The organism is Mesorhizobium sp. M8A.F.Ca.ET.202.01.1.1, from assembly GCF_004791595.1.
In the GTDB taxonomy this organism is placed as follows: domain Bacteria; phylum Pseudomonadota; class Alphaproteobacteria; order Rhizobiales; family Rhizobiaceae; genus Mesorhizobium.
Genome location: NZ_SRUN01000002.1, coordinates 213954 through 239234 on the forward strand (window position 1 = coordinate 213954; position 25281 = coordinate 239234).

A 25281-nucleotide genomic window follows, 5' to 3' on the forward strand; every position below is an offset into this window, starting at 1 on the left:
GATCAGCCGCGTCGTACGAAGGCACTGATGCTGTCGAGCAGGGACTGCGGGTCGCCGACCCAGAACCAGTGGTCGTCGCCGTCGACCTCGATGAACCGGGCGCCCGGAATCCTGGACGCGAGGAACCGCCCGGCCTCGATGCGCACGGCGCGGTCGCCTGAACGGTGGAGGACCATCGTCGGGGCGGAGACTTTTGCCAGGAGGTGACGGACATCTGCATCCCGTAATGCCTCGAGCAGGCCCGCGACCGCGCCCGGGCTGGAGGCTGCCCTGAGCAATCCGGCCCACCAGGTCCTCGCCTGACGGTCGCCAGTGAGGCTTGGGGCGAAGGTTTCGATTTCCGCCGGGCCACCCCAACCCGCGAGCAGGCGTTGCTTCCACAGATCATACTGCGCGCCGGTCAAGGCGAAGGGATAGTCGGGGGCGCGGCTGCCCTTCGCCAGCGAGCCCCAGAGAACAAGGCCGCTCAGCCGGTCGCTATGCTCGACTGCAAAACGGATGCAGCCCGGCCCGCCCTCCGACGCACCGACCAGCAAGGCCCGGCGGCTGCCGGCCGCGTTCATGACCGCCAGAATATCCTGCGCCGTCGCCTCGACCGTGGGGCGGGCGCCGACGCGGTCTGAAAGCCCCATGCCGCGCCGGTCGAAGAGGATCAGGCGACCCAGGCGCGAAACCGCGGTCAGCCAGGCGCGGCAGCCCGGGTCTTCCCAGATACGCTCGACATGCGAAATGAAGCCGGGAACAAGCACGATGTCCGTCGGGCCGCTACCGACGATCTGGTACGCGATGTGAATGCCGTCCACTGCGACGTAGCACGTCCTGGGCACGTCCACGGTAGCGTCCTGAGTTGGCTCGCGCAGCATGGCTAGCGTGGCGGGGTCCGGCGCTACGCCGAGTTCGTCCCGCAAGAGCCGGATGCACGTCTCGATCTGGCGCTCGGCCGCGGCCCTGTCCCCGCCGGCCAGGTGGACATGGATCAGGTGGCGGTGCGCGCTTTCGCTCAAAGGGTCGAGCGCCGTCAACCGTGTCGCATGAACGACCGCGCCGCGCGGCTCGCCGCCGGCGATCTTGGCTTCGACGAGCCGCTCCAGCGCCTGCACCAGCCGGCCGCGCAAGGTCTCTCGCCGGAAGAAGATCCATTCCTCGAATTCCGGACTGTCCGGCAGCGAGAAGCCGGCGAGATAATCGTCGTTGTAGATGTCGGCTGCCTCGTCGAGAGAGCGGGAATTGCAGGCCTGCTCGAAAACCCTGGTGTCGATCTCGGCGGACAAGGCCGGGTGCAGGCTCAGCGAGGCGCCTGTGGCGGCGATGATCTCTCTGCCGAACGCGATGCGGATTTTATAGAGTGTCCGCCGAAGGCGGGCGCGAGCGGCCTGTTCGTCGGTCTCGGGCCACAGAAGCGTGGCGACGACATCGCGCGCCACCGGTCCGCCGGCCTCGGCCAGGTAGATGAGGAGCGCCGCCGCCTTGCGCAAGGCAAGTTCCACCCGCCGGCCGCTCAAGCGGAACTCCGGAAAACCCAGAAATCGGAATTCCAATCGCTCCATCGATCCGACCACGGCCATGCGGGGACGCTGAGGGGACGCCGGCCTTCTATCCATTCCCACGACATCGGGCCGATCGGGCCCGATCATGAGACTCCCTTGGAGCGAGAAATGTCACTGGTCAATACTCTCATCCACCATTGCACAGCAGGGCCTGTTGCCGGCGGTGGCGCCCCTGTTGGCGCTGCCGGCGCAGGGCAGGGAGGCTGAGACATGTGCCAATCCTGTCTCTCCTGGTACGCGCGCTGCATGGCGCCCTACTTCGTCCACGTCGGCTGTTCAGCCCGCACTTTCACGCATATGCGACGGCGCCTGATCCCACGGGCAGACGGCGTTGTCGTCGAGGTCGGTTTCGGGTCCGGCCTGAACCTTCCCTATTACGACGCCGGCAGGGTGAAGCGGCTGGTCGGCGTCGATCCCGACGGCACGATGCTCGGCCTGGCCGAACCGAAGAGCCGTTCCTTGCCATTCAAGGTCGACTGTATCCGGGCCAGCGGTGAAAGACTGCCGTTGATCGACAGCTTCGCCGACACGGTCGTCGTCACCTACGCCTTCTGCACCATTCCGGATCCCGAGGCGGCGCTGACCGAGATCCGGCGCATCCTGAAGCCCACGGGCCGGCTGATCTTCATCGAGCACGGCCAGGCCGAGGGGCCGCGCTGCCGCAAATGGCAAGAGCGTCTGAACCGGTCCTGGGGCCGACTCGCCGGCGGCTGCCACCTCAACCGCGATCCATTGCACCTGATCCGGGCGGCGGGCTTCCATGTCGTCGAAGCGGAGCGTGAACGGTTCCGGCTACCCTTCTGGCAGTTGGGAAGCCACCATGCCGGCATCGCGATACCCCCAACGGGCTGATGCGCCTTCGCCCTGCTATCGCCGCCCACCACGTATTTCCACCGGCCTCGGCGCCGAACCCGGCTCTTGGACCAGCGGGCCGAGCAGCACTTCGCCGAACAGCGGCTGGTAGCTCCGGCGCACCGCCGGGTCCTCCTTGAAGGACAGAGCGTATTGGCCGATCTGGTGGAAATAGGTGATGCGGGCCCTGACCAGGCTCTCATCCTCGGGATAACCCATGGCGCGGAAGGAACGGATCAGGAGCTCGATGCGCAGGTCGTCGATATCCTTGACTTCCCGCGCCAGCTTTTTCGAAGTTCGCGACCAGTCGCGCACGGCGAGGTCGAGCAGGGGACTGAACGGGGCCTCGTCGACCCAGACATGCACGATGTCGGTGAAGAACTGCAGGCCGTCTATATCTAGTATCTCGCGCATCGCCCAGAAGGGCTCGCAATTGATGTCCCGCCATTCCTGCAGCAGTCCGTCACGAAGATCGGCCAGGCTGGTGAAATGGAAATAAAAGCTGCCGCGCGTCACCTTGAACTGCTTGGCGAGGCGGTCGATCTTGACCTCGCCGATGCCGTGTTTCTCCAGCACCTTGCGCGCCGCCGATATCCAGGCCTCGCGGCTCAGCGTCTGCCGCGCCGCCTTCGCGGGCGCGGCGGCTTTGGGCGGTCTCTTGCCTCTGCCAGGGGCGCTGTCGGCTTTCATGTGGTCAAGACCTTCATCGCCATGCTCAACGCCTGCAATCCGTTTGCCGGCTCCGATGCGCTTCGCGACTCATCAAGTGCCCATCTATCGCGGAAGGCGCAACTCAGGGCAATGCGCTTATCCGCTCCAGCATGAGTTCGAAGAACGGCGCCGGATCGATGCGCCGCAGCACATTGCAGTTCTTGCGCCGGCCGGTGACATGCCACCAGTCGACGACCGTCATGCCGATCGTCTCCGGCGAGACAATGTCGACCGTCACCGCGCACTGGCGCTGTTCATAGATTTGCGGCGCCAGGAGATAACCTGTCACGCAGGCATCGTGGATGGGGCGCGCCGGCGTCTCGAATTTGTGGGTGCCGTACTGGCGGTAGAAGTCGGCCAGGTTCGCGGCCTCGATCGCGGCGCGGCTGCCGGTGGCGCGCAGGCGGTCCAGCCATTCGGGCGTCATCAGTGCGGTGTAGGTGCAGTCGATACCCGCCATGGTCACCGGCACGCCGCTGGCGAACACCTTGTGCGCGGCGTGCGGGTCGACGAAGATGTTGAACTCGGCGGCCGGCGTGGCGTTGCCGCCCTGGAAGAAGCCGCCGCCCATCAGCACCACTTCGCGCAGGCGAGGCACGATCCTCGGCTCCATGGTCATGGCCATGGCCAGATTGGTCATCGGCCCGAGCGTGCAGACGGTCAATTCGCCTTCAGGCGCGTCCATGATCGCGCGCACCAGGTAGTTGACCGCGTGTTCGTCCTGTAGCGGCGTCACCGGTTCGGCAAGGTCGGCGCCGTCGAGGCCGGTTTCGCCGTGGACGTATTCGGCGGTGATCAGCGTGCGCACCATCGGCGCCGGGCAGCCGGCATAAACAGGCACATCCGGCCGCCCTGCAAGCTCCACGACCTTGAGCGCATTCTTCGAGGTCAGTGCAAGCGGCACGTTACCGCCGACCGTAGTGATGCCGACCACGTCGAGTTCATCGGGCGACCCCAGTGCGAAGAGGATGGCGAAGGCGTCATCCTGGCCGGGATCGGTGTCGATGATGATCTTGCGTGGTGCCATGATGCCGCGTCCTTCGTTTTGCGATCGAAAGCCTATTGATGAGGCCGTTCGGATGTGTAGAAATACAGTACTGTATCTTATGTTCAAGACAGGGTGTTCGAAAATGGATGGACAAGAGCGCGGCTATTTTTCCGAAATTCCGATCCTCGACGTCTCGGCGCTCTATGGCGACGACGAAGCGGCGATCCGGGCAACGGCAGCGACACTGCGCCGCTATCTCGAGACGATCGGCTTCCTCTATGTCACCGGCCACCCCATTCCGCGCGCCGATGTCGAAGCGGTCCGCGAGGCCTCCAAGCGTTTCTTCGCCTTGCCCGAGGAGGAGAAGGCCAAGCTGAAGATCGACAAGAATTTCCGCGGCTTCCTGCCCTTTGCCGGCTCGACCATCGTGACCTCGTCCGTGGCGGCGGTCAGCAAGCCGAACCAGAGCGAATCGATCTTCTTCATGCACGAGGTCGGCGCCGACGATCCCCGGGCTTTGGCCGGCAAGCCGCTGCAAGGCCCCAACCAGTGGCCTGACGAGGCCGCTCTTGCCGGCTTCAGGGAGACCATCGAGCGCTATGTCCAGGAGATGGGCACGCTCGCCCGCAAGATGGTGCGTGCCATCGCGCTCTCGCTCGGGCTGCCCTCCGACAGCCTCGACCGCTATTTCGAGCAGCCGACGACCTTCCTGCGGCTGCTGCACTATCCGACGCAGCCCCAGGAAGAGGGCCTGTTCGGCGCGGCCCCCCACACCGACTATGGCTTCATCACCCTGTTGGCGCAGGACAATGTCGGCGGCCTCGAGGTCAAGAACAAGGCCGGTGACTGGGTTCCAGCACCTCCGGTTCCGGATTCCTTCGTCATGAATGTCGGCGACATCCTGGCGCGCTGGTCCAACGACCAGTTCGTCTCGACGCCGCACCGCGTCATCAACCGCTCCGGACGCGAGCGCTATTCGCAGCCCTTCTTCTTCGATCCGTCCATGGATGAAACGATCGCCGCACTTCCGGTCTGCGTGCCGGCCGGCACACAGCCGAAATACGAGCCGGTGCTCTATGGCGATTACCTGATGGAGCGCATCGACAAGAATTATCACTACCGCAAGAAGAAGGCGGCCGAAGCCGCTGCTTCGTAAGGAATGCCGAGCCCGCGCCGGCCACCGGCTCTGCCACAAAGATCGTAAACAAGCACAAGAAAGGGGAACAGCAATGAACAGATATCTGCGAATGACCAGTCTCGCGCTGGCGGTCTCCGCCACCGTCTGGGGCGGGGTTTCCAAAGCCGCCGATGTGCCGAAATCGGCTGAGGTGAAGCAGAGCGGAACGCTCGCCGTCGCCAACACGCTGGACTTCGCGCCGTTCGAATATCTCGACGCCGACGGCAAGCAGACCGGTATCATCATCGAACTCGCCGGCGAGGTGGCCAAGCTCGTCGAGGCCAGGCTCGATATCCAGCGCACGCCGTTCCCGTCGATGATCCCGGGCCTCGCGGCCGGCCGCTTCAAGATCGCCTGGGAGACCTTTTCGGCCACGCCGGAGCGCCTGAAGCAGGTCGATTTCGTCATGTTCCTGAAGGCGGGCCTCGCCGTATCGACGTCACCCGACAAGAAGGCGAGCTTCAGCGGCGACACGCCGCTTTGTGGCAAGCGCATAGGCGTCTCGGCCGGCAGTGCTTCGGATTTCCTGGTCGACAAGCTCGGCAAGGAATGCACCGACAAGGGCCAGAAGGCGATCGAAAAGTCGGTGTTCAATTCCTCTACCGATATCGTCCAGGCCGTGCTTTCGGACCGCGTCGACGGGCGTATGGACGATGCCACGGCATCGAGCTATTTCGAGGTGACGAGCAAAGGGCAACTGGTGGTCCTGCCGACGCTTTATGAAGTCGCGCCACTCGGCATGGCGATCGCCAAGGACGACAAGGAGACCGCCGGCATGATGGTGGCGGCACTTGCCGAGCTGTTCAAGAACGGCACGTACAAGGCTATCCTGGAGAAGTACGGCATGGGTGCCTACGCGATCAAGGAACCGTATTTCGTTGGCTCCATGGACGCGCTTCGCGCCGAATAGAGACTATCTGGCGCCTGATGCTTCATCAGGCGCCGGCCCGCAACCTGGAGGCATCTGATGGGCGTGGCCCACCCGACCGAGATCGACATCGAGCCGGGCGCCGCCGCGGCGGTGTCACGACTGATCGTCGTGCCGCAGCGCCGCTATGGCATCTGGATCGGCACGGCGTTCGCCCTGCTGCTGGCCTTCCTGATCATTCGCGCTTTCGCCAGCAACCCGGCCTTTGCCTGGGGCACGGCAGCCGGCTACCTGTTCCATCCCTCGATCATGCGCGGCCTCGGCAACACGCTGATGCTTACCGTCATCATCATGGTGCTGGCGATCGTGGTCGGCACCGTCATCGCCATCATGCGGGTGTCGCCGAGCCCGGTGCTGCGCGCCTTTTCCGGCGTCTATGTCTGGTTCTTCCGCGGCGTGCCCGCGCTGATCCAGCTGATCTTTTGGTTCAACCTGTCGCTGCTGGTGCGCGAGATCTCGCTGACGCTGCCGTTCCTGGGCACGCTGTTTTCCGTGCGCACCAATGATTTCATGACCCCGTTCTTCTCTGCCGTCGTCGCGCTTTCGCTGTGCGAGGCCGGCTACATGGCCGAGATCATCCGCGCCGGCATCAAGTCGGTGCCGTCCGGCCAGTCGGAAGCGGCGAGCGCGCTCGGCATGCCTTATCGCATGATCCTGAAGCGCATCACCTTGCCGCAAGCCATGCGCTTCGTGCTGCCGCCGACCGGCAATGAGGCGATCAACCTCCTGAAGATGACCTCGCTGGTAACGTTCATCGCCGTCGATGACCTGTTCTACACCGCGCAGAGCATCTACGCGCGCACCTTCGAGACGATCCCGCTGCTGATCGTGGTCGCCTTCTGGTATCTCGCCGTGGTCAGCATCATGTCGGTCGGGCAGCATTTCCTGGAGCGCCATTTCGGCCGCAGCGATATCCGCCGCGACCCCCTGACGATGCGCGCCTTGCGCAACGCCATCAGCTTGCGCGGCCTTGCCCGATGAGCGATGTGAAATCCGAAAATCGTGCCCGCTTCGGCGTGCCGGCCGATTCCATGGTGTTCGCGCGCGGCGTGCGCAAAACCTATGGCCAGCTTGAAGTTCTCAAAGGCGTCGACCTCGATGTGCCGGAGGGTTCGGTCGCCTGCATCATCGGCCCGTCGGGATCCGGCAAGAGCACGTTCCTGCGCTGCATCAACCATTTGGAAAAGCTCAGCGGCGGCATCCTGCTCGTCGACAGCCAGTTCGTCGGCTACGACCTCCAGGGCGACAAGCTCTATGAGGTGAAGGACGATCTTCTGTGCCGGCGCCGCGCCGAGATCGGCATGCTGTTCCAGTCGTTCAACCTGTTCTCGCACATGACCGTGATGGAGAACCTGATCGAGGCGCCGACGCAGGTGCGGCGAATCCCGCTGGACCAGGCGAAGGCCGAGGCGGAGGTGCTGCTGCGGCGTGTCGGCCTCGCCGACAAGGTCGACCGCTATCCGCGCGAACTGTCCGGCGGTCAGCAGCAGCGTGTCGCGATCGCGCGCGCCATGGCGATGAAGCCCAAGGTGCTGCTCTTCGACGAGCCGACCTCGGCGCTCGATCCGGAACTGGTCGGCGAAGTTCTGCAGGTCATGCGCGACCTTGCCGAGAGCGGCATGACGATGGTCGTCGTCACCCATGAGATCGGCTTCGCCCGTGAGATCGGCGACCAGCTCGTTTTCATGGATGGCGGCGTGATCGTCGAACGCGGCACGCCGCGCGAGATGATCGCCAATCCGACATCGCCGCGCACCCGCGAGTTCCTGTCCAGGGTTCTGTAGCGCCGGTTAGACCGGCTCTCAGCCAGCCAGCACCGCCGCGCCGAGGCCCCGGATGATCTTCGCCAGCTCGACGCATTCGCCATGCCGCGCATTGTTGCGCCGCCAGGCAAGGCAGATCATGCGCTGCGGCATCGGCTCCTGGAACGGCACGATCTTGAGGTCGGGGATAGTGCCGGCGGGGCCGACCGCCATTTCGGGGATGAGTGTGACGCCGAGCCCGTGCGCCACCATCTGCAGGAGCGTCGTCAGGCTGGTGGCGCCGTAGCTTGCCATCGCCACCGGCCGCACATTGCCGCAGACGGCCAGCGCCTGTTCGCGCAGGCAATGGCCTTCTTCCAGCAGCATCAGTCTCTCCAGCGCCGGGCTCTCGGGTGGAACCGGCGGCGATGCAAAGGCCGGATCGCCTGATGGCACGGCCAGGAAGAACCGGTCGGGAAACAGCGCCTCGGTGATCAGCCCGGGATGGTCGAGCGGAAGTGCGGCGATGAAGGCATCGAGTTTTCGCGATGCGGTGTCCTCGACCAGGGAGGTGGTGACCGCCTCGCGCAATTCGAGCAGCAAGGCCGGGAAATGTTTCTTCAGTTCGGGCAGGGCGCGCGGCAGAAGATAGGGCGCGACGGTCGGGATGATGCCCAGCCGGAAGCGTCCCTCCATCGCCGTGCGGCCGCGCCGGGCCGTCGTTTCCACGTCACGTATGTCAGCCAGGATGCGCTCGATGCGCGGCAACAGAGTGATCGCTTCGTCCGTCATGCGCACCGACCTGCCCCCGCGTTCGAACAGCCGGCAGTTCAGCCGTTGCTCCATTTCGGCGATCTGGGAAGACAGCGCCGGCTGGCTGACGCCGGCAAGTTTCGCCGCGCGCCCGAAATGCAGCGTTTGCGCCAGCGCGTCGAAATAGTGCATCTGGCGAACTGTCAATCCGATCATGCAGTCAAGCCTGTCATAAGAAAATCCTATCGAAATAAACAGGAAAGGCAATTTGTTTTTATCGCCAGTGTGGCCTAGTCTGGAACCGTTCCAGATTGGCGCGGGCCGCCGGCCGCCCCCAAAATCTCGGCAAAAATCAACCTCGGCAAAATCAAACCTCGGCAAAATTGGAGTGAGAGATGGACGCGAAAACCGACGATAACAGCGCGGGCAAATGCCCCGTGGCGCATGCATCCGCCGGCCGGACCAACCGTGACTGGTGGCCGAACCAGCTTGACCTCGGCGTTCTCCACCAGCAGTCGAACCTGTCCGACCCGATGGGCGAGGACTTCGACTATGCCAAGGAATTCGCAAGCCTCGATCTCGATGCGGTCATCAAGGATCTGCACCATGTGATGACGGACTCGCAGGATTGGTGGCCGGCTGACTTTGGCCATTACGGGCCGCTGTTCATCCGCATGGCCTGGCACAGCGCCGGAACCTACCGCATTGGCGACGGCCGCGGCGGCGCCGGAGCGGGCCAGCAGCGTTTCGCGCCGCTCAACAGCTGGCCGGATAATGCCAATCTCGACAAGGCGCGCCGCCTGCTCTGGCCGGTCAAGCAGAAATATGGCCGCAAGATTTCCTGGGCCGACCTGTTGATCCTCACCGGCAACGTCGCCCTGGAATCGATGGGCTTCAAGACCTTCGGCTTCGCCGGCGGCCGCGCCGATGTCTGGGAGCCAGAGCAGGACGTGGACTGGGGTTCCGAAACCAAGTGGCTCGGCGACGAGCGCTATTCGGGCGACCGTGAGCTTCGCGGCCATCTCGGCGCCGTGCAGATGGGCCTGATCTACGTCAATCCGGAAGGCCCGAACGGCAAGCCCGATCCGCTGGCCTCGGCCCGCGACATCAGGGAAACCTTCGCGCGCATGGCCATGAACGACGAGGAAACCGTGGCGCTGATCGCCGGCGGTCACACTTTCGGCAAGACCCATGGCGCCGGCGATGCCTCGCTGGTCGGTGCCGAACCCGAAGGCGCCGGCATCGAGGCGCAGGGTCTCGGCTGGTCGAGCAAGCATGCCTCAGGCATTGCCGGCGACGCCATCACCTCGGGCCTCGAAGTCACCTGGACGACGACGCCGACCAAGTGGAGCAACAACTTCTTCGACAATTTGTTCAACTATGAATGGGAACTGACCAAGAGTCCGGCCGGCGCCCATCAGTGGACGCCGAAGGCTGGCGCCGGTGCCGGCACGGTGCCGGATGCGCACAATCCCTCGAAGCGTCACGCGCCGGCCATGCTGACCACCGACCTCGCGCTGCGGGCGGACCCGGCCTACGAGAAGATCTCGCGTCGTTTCCACGAACATCCGGACCAGTTCGCCGATGCCTTCGCCCGCGCCTGGTTCAAGCTGACCCACCGCGACATGGGTCCGGTCGTGCGCTATCTCGGCCCGTTGGTGCCGAAGGAAGAGCTGATCTGGCAGGACCCGATCCCCGCGATCGATCATGAACTGGTCAGCGACCAGGACATCGCATCGCTGAAGGCCAAGATCCTGGCCTCCGGCCTGTCGGTTTCCGAACTGGTCTCGACAGCCTGGGCCTCGGCTTCGACCTTCCGCAACTCTGACAAGCGCGGCGGCGCCAACGGCGCCCGCATCCGGTTGGCACCGCAGAAGGACTGGGCCGTCAATGAGCCGGCCCAATTGTCGAAGGTGCTGGCCAAGCTCGAAGCCATCCAGAAGGAGTTCAATACCGGTGGCAAGAAGGTCTCGCTGGCCGACCTGATCGTGCTCGGTGGCGTTGCCGCGGTCGAGAAGGCGGCGAAGGATGGCGGCAACGACCTGAAGGTGCCGTTCACGCCAGGCCGCATGGATGCCTCGCAGGAGCAGACGGACGTCCACTCCTTTGCCCCGCTCGAGCCGAAAGTCGACGGCTTCCGCAACTATGTCAGGGGCAAGCAGCCCATGTCGGTCGAAGCCATGCTGGTCGACCGGGCGCAGTTGCTGGGCCTGACGGCGCCGGAGCTGACGGTGCTTGTCGGCGGTCTGAGGGTGCTTGGTGCCAACACCGGGCAGTCAAAGCACGGCGTGTTCACCGACAGGCCGGGTACGCTGACCAACGACTTCTTCGTCAACCTGCTCAGCATGAGCACGGTGTGGGATCCGGCTGCCGGCTCCGAGCCGGGCTCGGAAGAGGTCTACGAGGCGCGCGACCGCAAGACCAAGGCGGTCAGGTGGACCGGCACCCGTGCCGATCTGATCTTCGGCTCGCACGCACAATTGCGTGCATTGGCCGAAGTCTATGGATCCGGGGATGCCGGGCAGAAATTCGCCCGGGATTTCGTTGCGGCATGGACCAAGGTGATGAACGCCGATCGCTTTGATATCGCTGCCTGATCCGAACTTAAGGACCTACAAAAAAGGCGCGGGCCATGGCCCGCGCCTTTTGCATTCGGGCTTTGGAAATCAATCCTTCTCGAAGATACGCGCCTTGGCGACGACGCCGGCAATGGCGCCACCGATCAACGGCGCGACGATGAACAGCCAGAGCTGGCTAAGCGCGGCACCGCCGGTAAAAAGCGCCGGACCGATGGAGCGCGCCGGATTGACCGAGGTGCCGGTGACCGGGATCATGGCGAAGTGAATGCCCGCCAGCGTCAGGCCGATGACCAGACCGGCAAAAGCCGTCGAGTGCTTTTCAGCGGTAACGCCGAGGATCACCGTGACGAAGGTGAAGGTGCCGATCAGCTCCCACAGGAACGCCGAGCTCATGCCCCATTTCGTCTCGTCCCAGCCATTGGCGCCGAAGCCGCCGGTGTGGCCGCCGGTCTGGCCGGAAACGATGATCCACAACGCCAGCGAGGCGATGATGGCCCCGATGATCTGCGCGATCCAATAGGGGATGACGTCCTTGGCGGGCAGCCGGCCGGCAAGGAAGACGCCGAGCGTCACCGCCGGATTGAGATGCGCGCCCGAAATCGGGCCGATCGCATAGGCCGCTGCGATGAGGCCGATGCCGAATGCCAGGCCGATGCCTTCCTGACCAAGCGGCAGCGCGCCGCCGAAGCCGCCCGTCACCACGGACGCCGTACCGATGAACACCAACAGAAATGTGCCTAGAACTTCCGCCAGATAAGTCTTCATTGCCCTCTCCTCGTGACGATCCGCCGGTCCACGGTTTCCGCGCCGCGAATCATGGCGGCAAGAGTATTCCCAACCGAAAAACTTGGAAAGCAGAGCGGTTGCGCCACAAGCCGTGCTTGCAGTCACCAGTTGCGAACATTAGAGACCTTTCATCTATTGATCGATCTGCTTTCGCGGACCGGGGAGATTTATTGGTCGGCTAGATCCGCTGGGCCTGGTCGGCAGTGTCTCGGCGGTGCGCGACGGAGCGGGGTTCAATCCGGGCGTGAAAGGCTCTAAGAGCAGGCCCTAGGATTCATGTGCTCGATTTGATGGAATGACGAATGCGACTGGGCGGACGGCTGGCTGCGGCCATCGAAGTGCTGGAGGACATTGGTCGGCGTCACCGGCCGGTGGCCGATGCGCTGAAGGATTGGGGCCTGTCACATCGCTTCGCCGGCGGTGGTGATCGCGCCGCGATCGGCAACATCGTCTACGACGCGCTGCGCCACAAACGCTCCGCCGGCTGGTTGCTGGGCGAAGACACGCCGCGCGCCATCGGCTTCGGGGCGCTGCTGCTCGAATGGAGCCAGACGGGGCAGTCGCTCAACGCTGCGCTCGAAGGTGACAAGTTCGCGCCGCCGCTGCTCAGCGCAACGGAACTCCAGGCAATCGCAGACCGCCGGCTTGCCGATGCGCCGCCTGCGGTTCGCGCCGACATCCCCGATTGGTGCGAACCGCTATTCGAACGGGCCTTTGGCGGGACATGGGTCGAGGAGGGCGCAGCACTTGCCACGCGTCCGCCGCTCGACATCCGGGTCAACACCCTGCAGGCCGATCGCGCCAAGGTCTTGGCCGAACTGAAGCAGACCGGTGCCAGCGCCGCACGGATCGCACCCTACGGCATCCGCATCCCGCCGATCGACGGTGACGGCCGACACCCGAACGTGCAGGCCGAGCCGGCCTTCCAGAAAGGCTGGTTCGAGGTCCAGGACGAGGGGTCGCAGATTGCGGCAGCGCTTGCCGGCGCGACGGCTGGCATGCAGGTGCTCGACTTTTGCGCCGGCGCCGGCGGCAAGACGCTGGCGCTGTCGGCTGCGATGGGCAATCACGGTCAGATCTTCGCTCACGATGCCGAAAAGGCGCGGCTGGCGCCGATCTTCGACCGTATCCGCCGCTCGGAAAACCGCAATGTGCAGGTCGCCACCAAGCCGGCCGAGCTTGCCCCGCTCGCCAATCATATGGACATCGTGCTGGTGGACGCGCCCTGCACCGGCAGCGGCACCTGGCGGCGGCGTCCCGACGCCAAATGGCGGCTGACGCAGAGACAACTCGACGCCCGCAAGGGCGAGCAGTCGACGATCCTCGATGCCGCCAGAACCTATGTCAAACCCGGCGGCCTGCTGGTCTACATCACCTGTTCCGTGTTCGACGAGGAAAATGGCGAACAGGTCGCCGCGTTTCGCGAGCGGCACGGCGGCTTTGCCTCGGTCGATCATCGCCAGCTTTGGGACAGCCACTTTCCAGGCCATGCCGCCGCGATGCGGATCGGTGCCCTGGGTGGCATTTCGCTCTCGCCGGCGCTGAGCGGCACTGACGGATTTTACTTCTGCGCCATGCGCCGGGCGAACTGACGCTGCCGTTGACAGGTGCCGGCCGCGCCCCACTTGCAGATGCGCGGCGTCGGGCCGCCATGGGGTAAGGTCTTGCAAAGATATCCGTCGCTTCTGCTTTTTCTCGTTCTGGTGCTGGGCGGCGGCCTGCTGATCGGCTACGCCAATTTGCCGGGTGCCTGGTATGCATCGCTGGCCAAGCCTTCCTTCAATCCGCCCAACTGGGCCTTCGCGCCGGCCTGGACGCTGCTCTATGTGCTGATCGCCGTGGCCGGCTGGCGGACATGGCGGCGAGAGCCGGCGGGCACTGCGATGAAGATCTGGGGCGCCCAGCTCGTGCTGAATTTCCTATGGTCGCCAACCTTCTTCGGCGCGAAAATGATGGAACTGGCTCTGGTCGTCATCGTGTTTCTTCTCGCGAGCATCGTGCTGTTCATTGTGAGTGTCTCGACCCGCGATCGGCTTTCCGGCTGGCTGTTCGCGCCGTATGCGGCATGGGTGGCGTTCGCCACTCTGCTCAACGCTTCGCTTCTCTGGTTGAACTAGTTTTTCGTATAGTCAGGCCCAAACCGTGTCGGCAGGCCGTCGGCGAGTTTCAACCAAGGGAGCTTCTCCTCAAAAGCGACATGCAGCGTCGGTGCGAATTTTTCCGGCTCCTCCATCGCTGCCGAGAAAAAATGCATGACATTGGACATCTTCTTCGAGCGGAAGGACAGCGGCGTACCACAGTGATCGCAAAATGTTCTTTCCACACCGGGAGAAGAGTTGAACACCTTTGGCGGCTTGCTTAGCCATCGCCATTGGCCTTCCAGGACGCCAATGTAGGCGGTCATCGGCGCGGAACATTGCCGCCGACAACTTTCACAATGACAGACCACGCATGCTTGTGCCGGGCCGTCGACTTCAAAAGCAATAGCGCCACATAAGCAGTGACCACGCATGCAAATTCTCCTTGAGCCAACTGACCTGACCAATAATTTGTACCGGGCGTGGTGAGAGGGTCGACATGAGATGCGCCGAACTGGCGCTCAATTGCGACATTCGCGTGAGCGATTGTGCTCGCGTGCGCGAGCATGGCCTTGGCGGCCATCAGATTGTCGCTTCGCTTTCATGAGTCCGCAGCCCAGGACGCCTCGATGTCGTTTTGTTGCAGTGCAGCAAAAGCATTTGCCTGCCGCTTATGCCTCTGCGATAAGCTTTCCCGGCAAACGTGAAGGCAATGGCGATGGCAGCGAAGATCGTACCGGCTCCGGACTATGAGGATCGCGTCAGGGCGTCCTTCGCGCGCCAGCAGGCGATGGCGACGATCGGCGCCGAACTGACATTGGTGACGCCCGGCATCATCGAGATCGAGATGCCCTATTCGGCGGCGCTGACCCAGCAGCATGGCTTCCTGCATGCGGGGGTCATCTCGACGGCGCTGGACTCGGCTTGCGGCTATGCGGCGTTCTCGCTGATGCCGGAAAATTCCGGCGTGCTGACCATCGAGTTCAAGGTCAACCTTTTGGCGCCGGGCCGGGGCGAGCGCTTTCTGTTCCGCGGGTCGGTGACCAAACCCGGCCGCACCATCATCGTTGCCGACGGCCAGGCCTATGCCTTCGCCGCCGACGGTGAGGCCAAGCTGATCGCCACCATGACCGGGACGATGATGACGGTGGTCGGTCGCGACGGCATAGCAGGGTGAGGAGCGGTCCGCGCAGCGGACAAAAAGCCCCCAAATGGGCTTTTCGAGCGGCGAACGCCCGGAGCCATAGCGAAGGGCCGGGACAGGGAGAAGCAGATCATGACCGGCAACGTCGTGCGAATTGGTGGCAAGGATGTCCTCTTCGTCATGGCGGCGAAGGCCGAATACGGCCCGCATTTGCAGCGGCTGTTCACCCCGCTGATGACGGGTGTCGGGCCGGTCGAAGCCGGCGTACGGCTGGGTGCCGAGCTTTCCTGGTTGAAATCCGCAAAAGCATTGCCGGACCTTGTCGTATCGCTCGGCTCGGCCGGCAGCCGGACCCTGGAACAGACGGAAATCTACCAGGCGGTCTCGGCCGCCTATCGCGACATCGATGCCTCGCCGCTGGGCTTCGAGAAGGGCGCCACGCCGTTTCTCGACCTGCCGGTGACCGTACCGCTGCCGCTGCGTATTCCCGAAATCAAGCAGGCGACACTGTCGACCGGCGGCGCCATCATTACCGGCGCGGCGTACGAAGCGATCGCCGCCGACATGGTCGACATGGAAACCTTCGCCTGCTTGCGTGCCTGCCAGCTGTTCGACATCCCGCTCATCGGGCTGCGCGGCATTTCCGACGGTGCGGCTGATCTGAGGCACGTCGGCGACTGGACCGAATATCTCCATGTCATCGACGAGAAGCTGGCCGACGCCGTCATGCGCCTCGAACAGGCGATCGGTTCGGGTTTGCTGCGGGCGGCTTCATCCGACGATCAGCCCAGACCAGTCTGAAAGTCAGGCTACGCAACCCATTGCGCAGACTCGTTTCTTTCTCTAAACGCTCGCCATGACAACAGCCAATCACCCCGACACCGTCCTGATTGTCGATTTCGGCAGCCAGTTTACGCAGCTCATCGCCCGCCGCATCCGTGAGGCTGGCGTGTTTTCCGAGATCGTGCCGTTCCAGTCGGCCGAGGCGGCATTCAAGCGCATCAATCCGAAAGCGGTGATCCTGTCCGGCGGTCCGGCCTCGACATCCGATATCGGCAGCCCGCGCGCGCCCCAGATCGTCTTCGACGCCGGCGTGCCGGTGCTTGGCATCTGCTATGGCCAGATGGCCATGTGCGTGCAGATGGGCGGCGTCGCCGAAAGCTCCAACCATCGCGAATTCGGCCGCGCCTTCGTCGAGATCGAGAAGGACAGCCCGCTGTTCGAGGGCCTGTGGGCGACCGGCCAGCGCCATCAGGTGTGGATGAGCCATGGTGACCGCGTCATCGCCCTGCCACCGGGCTTCGAGGTGTTCGGCAAATCGGAAAGCTCGCCCTTCGCCATCTTCGGCAATGTCGAGCGCAGGATGTACGGCATCATGTTCCATCCGGAGGTGGTGCACACGCCGGACGGCGCGAGGCTGCTGAGGAATTTCGTCCACAACATCGCCGGCATCGAAGGCGACTGGACGATGCGCGCCTACCGCGAGCACGCGGTCGAGGCGATCCGCAAGCAGGTCGGCAAGGGCAAGGTCATCTGCGCGCTCTCGGGCGGCGTGGATTCCTCGGTCGCCGCCCTTCTGATCCACGAGGCGGTCGGCGATCAGCTCACCTGCATCCTCGTCGACCACGGCCTGATGCGCAAGGACGAGGCCGCCGGTGTGGTGGCGATGTTCCGCCAGCACTATAATCTGCCGCTGATCCTGGTCGATGCTTCGGAAAAGTTCATCACCGCGCTGGAAGGCGAGTCGGACCCGGAAAAGAAGCGCAAGACGATCGGCCGGCTGTTCATCGAGGTGTTCGAGGAAGAGGCGAAAAAGCTCGGCGGTGCCGATTTCCTGGCGCAGGGCACGCTCTATCCAGACGTCATCGAGAGCGTCTCCTTCACCGGCGGCCCGTCGGTGACGATCAAGTCGCACCACAATGTCGGCGGTCTGCCGGAGCGCATGAACATGCAGCTGGTCGAGCCGCTGCGCGAACTGTTCAAGGACGAGGTGAGGGCGCTGGGCAAGGAGCTCGGCCTGCCCGAAAGCTTCATAGGCCGCCATCCGTTTCCAGGCCCCGGTCTTGCCATACGCTGTCCCGGTGGCATCACGCGCGAGAAGCTGGAGATCCTGCGCGAGGCCGACGCCATCTATCTCGACGAGATCCGCAAGGCCGGCCTCTATGACGCCATCTGGCAAGCCTTCGCCGTGTTGTTGCCGGTGCAGACCGTCGGCGTGATGGGCGACGGCCGCACCTACGAATTCGTCTGTGCGCTGCGCGCCGTCACTTCGGTCGACGGCATGACGGCTGACTTCTACCACTACGACATGGCCTTCCTGGGTGCCGCCGCAACCCGCATCATCAACGAAGTGCGCGGCATTAACCGCGTGGTCTATGACGTCACCTCGAAGCCGCCTGGGACAATCGAGTGGGAATGATTCAGGCCTATCCGAACGCCGCCGAAAATACGCTGTAGTTCGACGCAAGCCATTGAAATCAAAAATAAATCCTCTCTAAGACATTCGGCATCTATCGGCAGGCAGGTTTTGGCGCTGGCGGTCCGCCTGACGGACCTCGCCCATTATTGCTCCCACCAATTTTTCAAAGTACCGTCACGACCAATGAGGCTCGTGACGGTACTTTTTTCGTTTTAACCTATTGAAGACAATAGGAAATCCCTGCCAAGAGCCCCCGAAATTGCGCTGACGGTACTTTTCAGGAGGCAGCAGGAATGCTGACGGACACAGCCCTCAAGGCATTGAAACCAAAAGATAAAATCTACAAGATTGCGGACCGCGATGGCATGTACATTCGCGTCATGCCGAGTGGCGCGATCTCGTTCCGGCTGGATTACAGGCTCAACGGCCGTCGGGAGACTGTCTACCTAGGCAAATACGGACGCGACGGCATCTCACTTGCCCTGGCGCGAGAGCGGTGCCTCGATGCAAGACGAGACATTCGCGACGGCCGATCTCCTGCGATTGAGAAGCAGCGGGAGAAGCGCCGTATCAAGGAGGCAAAGAGCTTCGGCGAGTTCGGTGAAAAGTGGTTGACTGCCGGACCCATGGCCGACAGCACGCGCGCGATGCGGCGTTCAATCTTCGAACGTGAACTGCTCCCGGTCTGGAGGAACCGCCTTCTGACGGAAATCACGCCTGACGACCTCAGGGTACTTTGCGGCAAGATCGTTGATCGTGGTGCTCCTGCCACAGCGATCCACGTGCGCGATATCCTCAAGCAGATCTACAGCTTCGCGGTTCTTCATGGCGAGAAGGTCGCCAATCCGGCTGACGACGTAGGGCCGGCCTCCATCGCCAACTTCGTTCCACGGGATCGCTCACTCACCCCTTCAGAAATTCGAGTGATGCTGAAGCAACTCGAGCATGTCGCAACGCTTCCGACCATCCGCTTGGGGATGCGCCTCTACCTCCTGACCATGGTGCGCAAGAGCGAGCTGCAGGACGCCGTCTGGGACGAAGTCGATTTTGAGAACGCAGTCTGGACGATCCCGAAGGAGAGGATGAAGCGTTCGAAGGCGCACAACGTCTATCTGTCGCGCCAGACGCTCGACATCATGATCGCCTTGAAGACCTGTGCAGGCAATTCAAGATATCTGCTGCCGTCTCGATATGACGCGGATGCATCGATGTCGCGCGCGACCTTCAACCGCGTGACCTATGCTGTCGTCGAACGGGCCAAGATGGAGGGGCTGCCCCTTGAGCCGTTTACGGTTCACGACCTGCGACGGACAGGTTCGACGCTGCTGAACGAACTTGGTTTCAACAGCGACTGGATAGAAAAGTGCTTGGCGCACGAAGACGGACGCTCGTCGCGTGGCGTTTACAACAAAGCCGAATATGAGGTGCAGCGCCGCCATATGATGCAGGAATGGTCGGACATCATTGATGCCTGGGTGGATGGCAAGAGGTACCTGCCGACGCTCGTTCCGCCGTCGCTGCCGATCCTGGCGCCCGATCCGGCGCTTTGACTGAACGAGCCCGTGCCGGTCTGAATGCGCGGAGAATTGGTTTTGGCGATGGACTGCAAGCCAGCGGTGGAATCTAGAGCACCTCGGTCTGAACAGCTTAAATACTAGCTATTATATTCTGATTTTCCTGAAAGAGCTGATATTTTAGTCGTTTGCTCGTGTTTCGTCCAAAACCCCCATCATGTGGATCGTCTTTCCCTGGCAAAGCGAGCGCACTCCGGCCTGCCATTCCCTAAGCATGTCTTCGCCGACCTCAGGGAAGCGGGATCCTTCAAAATAGGCCTTCACCCTTCCCGAAACGTCTGAGAGCGAGTCGCAGGTCTGCTCCACGATCTCTGCTACGCGCCCCGGTCGGAGGTTCGCGCGGGTGACGCCCAACCGGTCAAGCCTCTTTCGGTCGGGCCAGGCAGTGGTGCCGTCGAGGGTAAGCGCCATGGCATCGTTCTTGATGTAGGCCCTAGTCGTGATGAGGTCATACACGGGAGCCAGCCGTACCGGACTTTCCGCGTCTTTGTAGACGACGCCGAAATTCTTCAGGTGGGCATCGCCATTGCGGATGGCGCAGTTAATCACAAACAGGCGGAAAGCGGCTTCCAATGACCCGACGGCATTTTCGGGAGAGACGAACTCCCTGATCCGCTTGAAGAGCTTTGTTTCATACCCTCCGTTGTATTTGTCCTTGCTGGTTACGCCGTTCAGCGCACAGAAGTCCTCATATCCGAAGTACGATTCGTCGGTCAGGTCGAATCGCTCGACCACTAGGGCAAGCCCATCCTCGGATAGCCGGAAATCCGGCACCTCGAGGCCAACTTCCCGAGCTGCCATAAGACAGAAGAACTCATTTGCAGCCAATTCGGGATACTCGTCGGGATCCCACATTTTGACGATGTGGGTAGCTCCGCGGACGCTGAGCGACTGGCGTCCGTCCGACGGACCATCCTCCCTGGCTCGCACCAGGACCTTCGGCTGCACTCCGGCGACCCCTGAATGGACTGCGTATGTTTCCAGGAGTTCGTTATAGAGATCACCCGCCCGACGGGCACGCAGCAAGTCGTCAATGCTTCGGAAAGGGACGTCCTCCACCAGCTCCTCTTCCATGCCAGTGAAGCGGATACGGCCGATCTGCGACCGGCCGACTACGGCCAGCAGGTCGATGTCGTCGAACCGGCCCAATGCCTTCGCGAAGGCCGTCCTGATCTTCCCTTCAAGTGCCCCCTCAGGAAGGTTCATGTCGAAAATGGGAAGGAGCCCGAACTCCGAATTCCACGATTCGGTCCGCTTGGGCATTGTGAGCGACACGGCGTCACGACCATCGGTCTTCACATCGTACACGAAAGTCGAACCACGCTTGCCGGATCTGTCCAGGACGCCGACTGGCTTGCTACCTACCCAAACGCGCAGCATCGTCTTCCTCCATGATGTCTTCCAGTGTGGGGCGCTTGTTGTTGAAGGTCGTCAGTCGGAAATCGAGCCCTACAATGTTCATGAGCGTGAGCACGCCTTTGAACCCCATGTCGGATACCCTGCCGTTTTCAAACGCCTCGATCCTCGCCCGACTGACCCCGGAAAGTTCTGCGAGCTTTTCGCGTGTCAGCTTACGCTGCTTTCTGGCATTCTTGATCTCATTGCCAAGATCGTTCAGGTCGATCATTTTCGCCTCACAAATTAGCTGTTTATAGCTATAATGAGGAAAATAGCTTATATACTGGCTGTTTTCAAGGGTGCAATGACCGTAACCTTGAAACGGCATCATGCCTATCGTAAGCAGCAAGCCGTACGAGCTTTCCTGATCTTCGCCATCATCATCGGCATCATGCCGGCGACACGATCGTGCCGACATGACCATCGCTGATCTTCGGCAGGATGGATGGCCATGCGTCCGCGGCAACGGCAAATGTGCCCGAACGGATTGATCATCGACACCGTACCGTGGCGCTCGTCCCCCCTCAGCTTACGGTATTTGTGCCCGATCTCGCGCTCTGACACGAGAGGTTTTCCGTAAACGCACATCAGGAGGACTCGCACGGGAGATCGGAACCGCCCTGCGAGCCTGGAGCCAGGCTTCTACTTCGGCCAGATCCCAAACCACGCACCGAGGGGTGAGAGCGAAGCGTCGTGGAAATTGCCCGCGTTGTTCCATTTCATAGATTGTGCTGTCGGCCAGAGGCACGATTTCGCGCAGTTCCTTGCGGCGGATCGTCCGCTTTAGTGCACTTTCCCTGGGACCTGTCATAGCGCGATTCCTCCTTCGGTAAGCAGACGATTGAAGCCGATAGTCTTCACCGGTGGAAAGGGCGAAAGCCGGCAAGCGTATGCCGGGCGGTGATTTCGTATATATCGGCCGGCGAGGGATAGCCGTGGCCCGGATCGACCATGCGTCATGCGCGACGGCTTGCTCCCTGCTCTGCGCTCAAGTTTCATATGGCGCCCTTCGCCGGGGGCTGTCGGTCCCGCATCCCGCCTCACGGCGGCGCTATGCTGATGCTCCTTCGGCCGCCCTGTTGAACCGGTCTCAGGGCCACGAACCTGCTCCAGCACCGAACTGACTTATTCCCGCTGACGGACATTTCGCTGCTTCCGCCTTGTACGCCCTTTTTTTCACACTGGTCGGGAGAGCAGAGGGCTCTCCCGACGGAGAGTGAGAGGAGGGTCGGGTTTTTCGCGACGGGTTGAAAGCGGAAGGAAAGGCCTTCGGCGCCCGTCGCGGAGAACCGCGATGTCTGTCCGGAGCAATCGAAACCATGCCGTCGCCGACCGGTCTAATCTCTACGACGAGATCACCGGCAAGATAATTGCCGAGCTGGAAGCGGGTCGTTTTCCTTGGGTTCAGCCATGGGGGACTTCCGCGGCAAAAGCGTCGCTTTCCCTGCCGAAGAATGCCAGCACGCATCGCACGTACAGCGGGATCAACGTCCTTATCCTCTGGGGTGCCGTCGTCGAACGCGGGTTCCCAACGCAGAGTTGGCTAACCTATCGACAGTCTGCCGCGCTCGGCGGGAACGTCCGTAGAGGCGAGCGTGGGACAACGGTCGTTTATGCCGATCGTTTTGTCCCGGATCATGAGAGGAAGCGCGCTCGCGAGACAGGCGAGGATGCCCAGGCGATCCCTTTCCTCAAGCGCTTCACCGTTTTCAATATCGAGCAATGTGAAGGGCTGCCTGATGAAGTCGCAGTTTCGGCTCCGCTGCCGGTGGCAAGCTTGATCGAACCGCGGGTCGAGGCTCTGATCAAGGCCACCGGTATCGACTTCCGTATTGGTGGCGACAGGGCGTTCTATATGCCTGGCCGCGATTATATACAGGTGCCTCCGCCCCAAGCTTATTTCGAGCCGATCAACTGGCACCGGACGGCCTTGCATGAACTCGGTCATGCCACCGGTCACAGTTCACGCTTGGCCCGCGACTGCTCCGGTTCCACCGGCTCCAGGAAATATGCGTTCGAGGAACTCGTGGCAGAGATCAACGCTGCCTTCTGCTGCGCCGCCTTGGGCATCATGCCCACCGTTAGGCATGCCGACTATATCGGCTCATGGCTAGAGGTTCTGCGCGAGGACAATCGCGCTATTGTGCGTGCCGCCAGCCAGGCAAGCAAGGCAGCTGAGTGGCTTCTCGGTCACCTGCCGGAGGAGGTCGAAGCATCCGTCGAGTTGGATGAAGGCAAGGAAAGAAGGGCAGCATAACCTTCTTTGTCCGGAGCAGCGCAAGCGTCTTCCTGTCCATTGCGGCTCGGCTGTCGATCAACGGCGTGCCGGATCGCGCGGGGCGGGAGAGGAAGAGGGTTGGAGGGGGTTTCATGACGGGTTCAGGACCGAGAGAGAGGCTCTCGGCGGCCCGTCGCGGAGAAACCTCAATGACCATTGCCGTTCAAAAGATCACGCTGTCGTCCTCGCGCGATATTCCTTTCAATAAGCTGGTGCTTGCCCAGACCAACGTGCGGCGCATAAAGGCTGGCGTCTCGATCGAGGACCTGGCTGAATCAATCGCCCGCCGCGGACTGATCCAGGGCATACACGTTCGCCCCTTGGTCGGTGCAGACGGCCAGGAGACCGGGATGTTCGAGGTGCCGGCCGGCGGCCGTCGCTACCGCGCCCTCGAAATGCTCGTCAAACAGAAGCGGCTTGCCAAGGTAGCGCCTGTCCCCTGTGTCATCGGGAGTTCGTCCAGCACGGTTCTCGCCGAGGAGGTGTCCTTGGCGGAAAACATCGAACGTGCGCCGCTTCATCCTTTGGATCAGTATCGCGCCTTCAAAGTTCTCTGCGACCAGGGCATGGCCGAGGAAGAGATTGCCGCCGCATTCTTCATCTCGGTCAACATCGTCAAGCAGCGTCTGAAGCTCACAACCGTATCGCCGGCGCTTCTCGATGTTTACGCCGAGGACGGCATGACGATCGCCCAACTGGAGGCATTTTCCGTCAGCACCGACCACACCCGACAGGAGCAGGTCTGGGAGGCGATCAAGAACAGCTGGTCGAAAGAGCCATACCAGATCCGCCGCATGCTGACCGAGAATACCGTCCGCGCCTCCGACAAGCGGGCCGTGTTCGTCGGCCTCGAGAGCTATGAGGCGGCAGGCGGCGAAGTGCTGCGTGATCTGTTCCAGTCGGATGATGGCGGTTGGCTACAGGACATTCCGCTGCTTGAGCGGCTCGTCATTGAGAAGCTGCAGATGATGGTTGACGAAATCGCCAACGAAGGTTGGAAGTGGATCGAGGTCGCGGTGAGTTTCCCTTATGGCGCGGCGGACGGTTTGCGTGAGCTCGAGGGCGCGCCAATCGACCTCGGCAGTGATGAGCAGGCAACGCTCGACGCGCTGCGCAATGAATTTGACCAGCTCCAGGCGCAGTATGAGGAGGCCGACGAGTTGCCTGACGAGGTCGACCAGCGGTTTGGCGAGATTGAAACCGCTATCAAGTCGATCGAGGCGCGCCCCGTCCGCTTCAATCCGGTCGAAATCGCGTGTGCGGGTGTCTTCGTCAGCGTCGACACGGACGGAGCGCTTCTCGTCGAACGCGGTTACGTGAAGCCGGAGGATGAGGCGCTCGTTCCGTCCGACGGCAACAACGATCCCGGCGTCGACGGATCCGGCGTCTCAGCCACAGGCCCGGGTCAGCGGGCCGTCATCACCATCGGTGGCCAACCGGCCGACACGCAGGATGATGACGACGATGGCATCAAGCCATTGCCCGATCGCCTGATCATGGAGCTGACCGCGGATCGCACGCTGGCTCTGCGCGACAAGCTCGCCAACGATCCCGCGACCGCCTTCCTGGCCGTGCTCAACAAATTCGTCCGCGACGCTTTCTCTCGCTACAGCGCGCAAGGCGTGGCGATGGAAGTCCTTGTCCGCGGCACGGTCTTTCCCGTCCAGTCCGAAGGGCTTCGGGATACGATTTATGCGCGCTCGATCCAGGCCCGCCACGAGGCCTGGGAAAAGCGTCTTCCAACTGACGTCGCCGACCTGTGGAACGCGCTCTCTGCACTGACGGGCACCGAGCAGACTGAGCTGTTCGCCCATTGCGCATCCTTGGGTGTCAACGCCCTCTACGAAAGGGCCGATCGCTACGGCAACGGCGCTATCTCCACACACGGTGTGCAACAGCGCCTTGCCGACGCCGATAATCTCGCCAGGGCAGTCGGACTCGACATGATTGATGCCGGGTGGCGACCCACTGTCGGCAACTATCTCGGCCGTGTCACCAAGGCGCGCATCCTGGAAGCCGTTCGCGAGGGCGCCGGCGAGCGCGCCTCCCAGCTCATTGACCACCTCAAGAAGGGCGACATGGCCAAGGAAGCCGAACGCCTGCTCGCCGATAGTGGCTGGCTGCCTGAGCCTCTGCGGCTTGTCGACGTTGATGTGGAAGCAGTGGACACCAACGCTGGCGACGAAGATGAAGCTTTGCCTGAATTCCTGGCAGGTGACAACGATGTCGCCTTGGTCGACCAGGATGAAAAACAGCTAGACGCCGCCGAATAGGCCGTCTCCTTCCGCGTCCCATCGCCCGGCTCTCGCAAGAGGGCCGGGCGTTTT

24 protein-coding genes are annotated in these 25281 nt (G+C 62.6%); 14 read left to right on the plus strand and 10 right to left on the minus strand.

Annotated features, from left to right (window positions below):
* Positions 1-2 precede the first annotated feature (2 nt).
* Positions 3-1475, minus strand: coding sequence for an alpha/beta fold hydrolase (locus EN845_RS05830; protein ID WP_348631137.1), 1473 nt, complete (start codon positions 1473-1475; stop codon positions 3-5).
* 282 nt (positions 1476-1757) lie between these two features.
* Here EN845_RS05830 and EN845_RS05835 point away from each other — a divergent pair, with 282 nt between their 5' ends.
* Positions 1758-2399: a class I SAM-dependent methyltransferase gene (locus EN845_RS05835; protein ID WP_127280896.1), complete on the plus strand. Its 642-nt coding sequence runs from the start codon at positions 1758-1760 to the stop codon at positions 2397-2399.
* A gap of 15 nt (positions 2400-2414) precedes the next feature.
* On the opposite strand, the gene EN845_RS05840 is transcribed toward EN845_RS05835, so the two are convergent.
* Together EN845_RS05840 and EN845_RS05845 are read right to left on the minus strand one after the other, a co-directional pair.
* The gene (locus EN845_RS05840) at positions 2415-3089 is read right to left on the minus strand and encodes a TetR/AcrR family transcriptional regulator (RefSeq protein ID WP_127280897.1); all 675 of its coding nucleotides are present in this window, start codon (positions 3087-3089) and stop codon (positions 2415-2417) included.
* A gap of 103 nt (positions 3090-3192) precedes the next feature.
* The gene (locus EN845_RS05845) at positions 3193-4137 is read right to left on the minus strand and encodes a nucleoside hydrolase (RefSeq protein ID WP_127870942.1); all 945 of its coding nucleotides are present in this window, start codon (positions 4135-4137) and stop codon (positions 3193-3195) included.
* 103 nt (positions 4138-4240) lie between these two features.
* Between EN845_RS05845 and EN845_RS05850 the strand changes: the two genes are divergently transcribed.
* The 4 genes from EN845_RS05850 to EN845_RS05865 all read left to right on the plus strand — a co-directional run bounded on the left by EN845_RS05850 (position 4241) and on the right by EN845_RS05865 (position 7987).
* Positions 4241-5254 (plus strand): 2OG-Fe(II) oxygenase family protein, encoded by a 1014-nt coding sequence (locus EN845_RS05850; protein WP_127870943.1) that lies wholly within the window; start codon positions 4241-4243, stop codon positions 5252-5254.
* Between the two features lie 73 nt (positions 5255-5327).
* Positions 5328-6185: an ABC transporter substrate-binding protein gene (locus tag EN845_RS05855; protein WP_127870944.1), complete on the plus strand. Its 858-nt coding sequence runs from the start codon at positions 5328-5330 to the stop codon at positions 6183-6185.
* Between the two features lie 57 nt (positions 6186-6242).
* Positions 6243-7184 carry an amino acid ABC transporter permease gene (locus EN845_RS05860; RefSeq protein WP_127277881.1) on the plus strand — a complete coding sequence of 314 codons (942 nt, stop codon included), beginning with the start codon at positions 6243-6245 and terminating at the stop codon, positions 7182-7184.
* Complete coding sequence (locus EN845_RS05865; RefSeq protein WP_127870945.1) at positions 7181-7987, plus strand: amino acid ABC transporter ATP-binding protein; 807 nt, start codon at positions 7181-7183, stop codon at positions 7985-7987. Before EN845_RS05860 ends, EN845_RS05865 begins: the two co-directional genes overlap by 4 nt.
* An 18-nt stretch (positions 7988-8005) precedes the next feature.
* Here EN845_RS05865 and EN845_RS05870 read toward each other — a convergent pair whose 3' ends face one another.
* Complete coding sequence (locus EN845_RS05870; RefSeq protein WP_127277879.1) at positions 8006-8914, minus strand: hydrogen peroxide-inducible genes activator; 909 nt, start codon at positions 8912-8914, stop codon at positions 8006-8008.
* A 179-nt stretch (positions 8915-9093) separates the two neighbouring features.
* Between EN845_RS05870 and katG the strand changes: the two genes are divergently transcribed.
* Positions 9094-11295 carry a catalase/peroxidase HPI gene (gene katG / locus EN845_RS05875; RefSeq protein ID WP_127870946.1) on the plus strand — a complete coding sequence of 734 codons (2202 nt, stop codon included), beginning with the start codon at positions 9094-9096 and terminating at the stop codon, positions 11293-11295.
* A gap of 69 nt (positions 11296-11364) precedes the next feature.
* Here katG and EN845_RS05880 read toward each other — a convergent pair whose 3' ends face one another.
* Positions 11365-12042 (minus strand): MIP family channel protein, encoded by a 678-nt coding sequence (locus EN845_RS05880; RefSeq protein ID WP_027146615.1) that lies wholly within the window; start codon positions 12040-12042, stop codon positions 11365-11367.
* A gap of 323 nt (positions 12043-12365) precedes the next feature.
* Here EN845_RS05880 and EN845_RS05885 point away from each other — a divergent pair, with 323 nt between their 5' ends.
* Positions 12366-13655, plus strand: a complete 1290-nt coding sequence (locus EN845_RS05885) for an RsmB/NOP family class I SAM-dependent RNA methyltransferase (protein WP_127277876.1) — start codon at positions 12366-12368, stop codon at positions 13653-13655.
* 39 nt (positions 13656-13694) lie between these two features.
* Positions 13695-14180, plus strand: a complete 486-nt coding sequence (locus EN845_RS05890; protein WP_127277884.1) for a TspO/MBR family protein — start codon at positions 13695-13697, stop codon at positions 14178-14180.
* On the opposite strand, the gene EN845_RS05895 is transcribed toward EN845_RS05890, so the two are convergent.
* The gene (locus EN845_RS05895) at positions 14177-14467 is read right to left on the minus strand and encodes a GFA family protein (protein ID WP_245464331.1); all 291 of its coding nucleotides are present in this window, start codon (positions 14465-14467) and stop codon (positions 14177-14179) included. The genes EN845_RS05890 and EN845_RS05895 overlap by 4 nt on opposite strands.
* Positions 14464-14724, minus strand: a complete 261-nt coding sequence (locus tag EN845_RS35330; protein WP_167531250.1) for a hypothetical protein — start codon at positions 14722-14724, stop codon at positions 14464-14466. The genes EN845_RS05895 and EN845_RS35330 overlap by 4 nt, the downstream gene beginning before the upstream one ends.
* A gap of 135 nt (positions 14725-14859) precedes the next feature.
* On the opposite strand from EN845_RS35330, the gene EN845_RS05900 reads away from it, so the two are divergent.
* The 4 genes from EN845_RS05900 (at position 14860) to EN845_RS05915 (ending at position 19254) form a co-directional block, all read left to right on the plus strand.
* Positions 14860-15318: a PaaI family thioesterase gene (locus EN845_RS05900; RefSeq protein ID WP_023686843.1), complete on the plus strand. Its 459-nt coding sequence runs from the start codon at positions 14860-14862 to the stop codon at positions 15316-15318.
* A gap of 99 nt (positions 15319-15417) precedes the next feature.
* The gene (locus tag EN845_RS05905; RefSeq protein ID WP_127870947.1) at positions 15418-16086 is read left to right on the plus strand and encodes a 5'-methylthioadenosine/S-adenosylhomocysteine nucleosidase; all 669 of its coding nucleotides are present in this window, start codon (positions 15418-15420) and stop codon (positions 16084-16086) included.
* Positions 16087-16141: 55 nt separating this feature from the next.
* Positions 16142-17704: a glutamine-hydrolyzing GMP synthase gene (guaA, locus tag EN845_RS05910; RefSeq protein ID WP_127278505.1), complete on the plus strand. Its 1563-nt coding sequence runs from the start codon at positions 16142-16144 to the stop codon at positions 17702-17704.
* A gap of 293 nt (positions 17705-17997) precedes the next feature.
* On the plus strand, positions 17998-19254 hold the full coding sequence (locus tag EN845_RS05915) for a tyrosine-type recombinase/integrase (protein WP_135906793.1): 1257 nt from the start codon (positions 17998-18000) through the stop codon (positions 19252-19254).
* A 144-nt stretch (positions 19255-19398) separates the two neighbouring features.
* Here the strand turns inward: EN845_RS05915 and EN845_RS05920 are convergent, their stop codons facing one another.
* From EN845_RS05920 to EN845_RS05930, 3 genes are all read right to left on the minus strand, one after another.
* Positions 19399-20658 carry a type II toxin-antitoxin system HipA family toxin gene (locus EN845_RS05920; RefSeq protein ID WP_135906794.1) on the minus strand — a complete coding sequence of 420 codons (1260 nt, stop codon included), beginning with the start codon at positions 20656-20658 and terminating at the stop codon, positions 19399-19401.
* Entirely contained in the window at positions 20636-21100 is a 465-nt protein-coding gene (locus tag EN845_RS05925; RefSeq protein ID WP_135906795.1) for a helix-turn-helix transcriptional regulator, read from the minus strand. Before EN845_RS05925 ends, EN845_RS05920 begins: the two co-directional genes overlap by 23 nt.
* 105 nt (positions 21101-21205) lie before the next feature.
* Positions 21206-21487, minus strand: a complete 282-nt coding sequence (locus tag EN845_RS05930) for an AlpA family phage regulatory protein (RefSeq protein WP_135906796.1) — start codon at positions 21485-21487, stop codon at positions 21206-21208.
* Between the two features lie 483 nt (positions 21488-21970).
* On the opposite strand from EN845_RS05930, the gene EN845_RS05935 reads away from it, so the two are divergent.
* Together EN845_RS05935 and EN845_RS05940 are read left to right on the plus strand one after the other, a co-directional pair.
* Complete coding sequence (locus EN845_RS05935) at positions 21971-22933, plus strand: ArdC family protein (protein ID WP_135906797.1); 963 nt, start codon at positions 21971-21973, stop codon at positions 22931-22933.
* A 170-nt stretch (positions 22934-23103) separates the two neighbouring features.
* On the plus strand, positions 23104-25227 hold the full coding sequence (locus tag EN845_RS05940; RefSeq protein WP_135906798.1) for a ParB/RepB/Spo0J family partition protein: 2124 nt from the start codon (positions 23104-23106) through the stop codon (positions 25225-25227).
* Positions 25228-25281 lie beyond the last annotated feature (54 nt).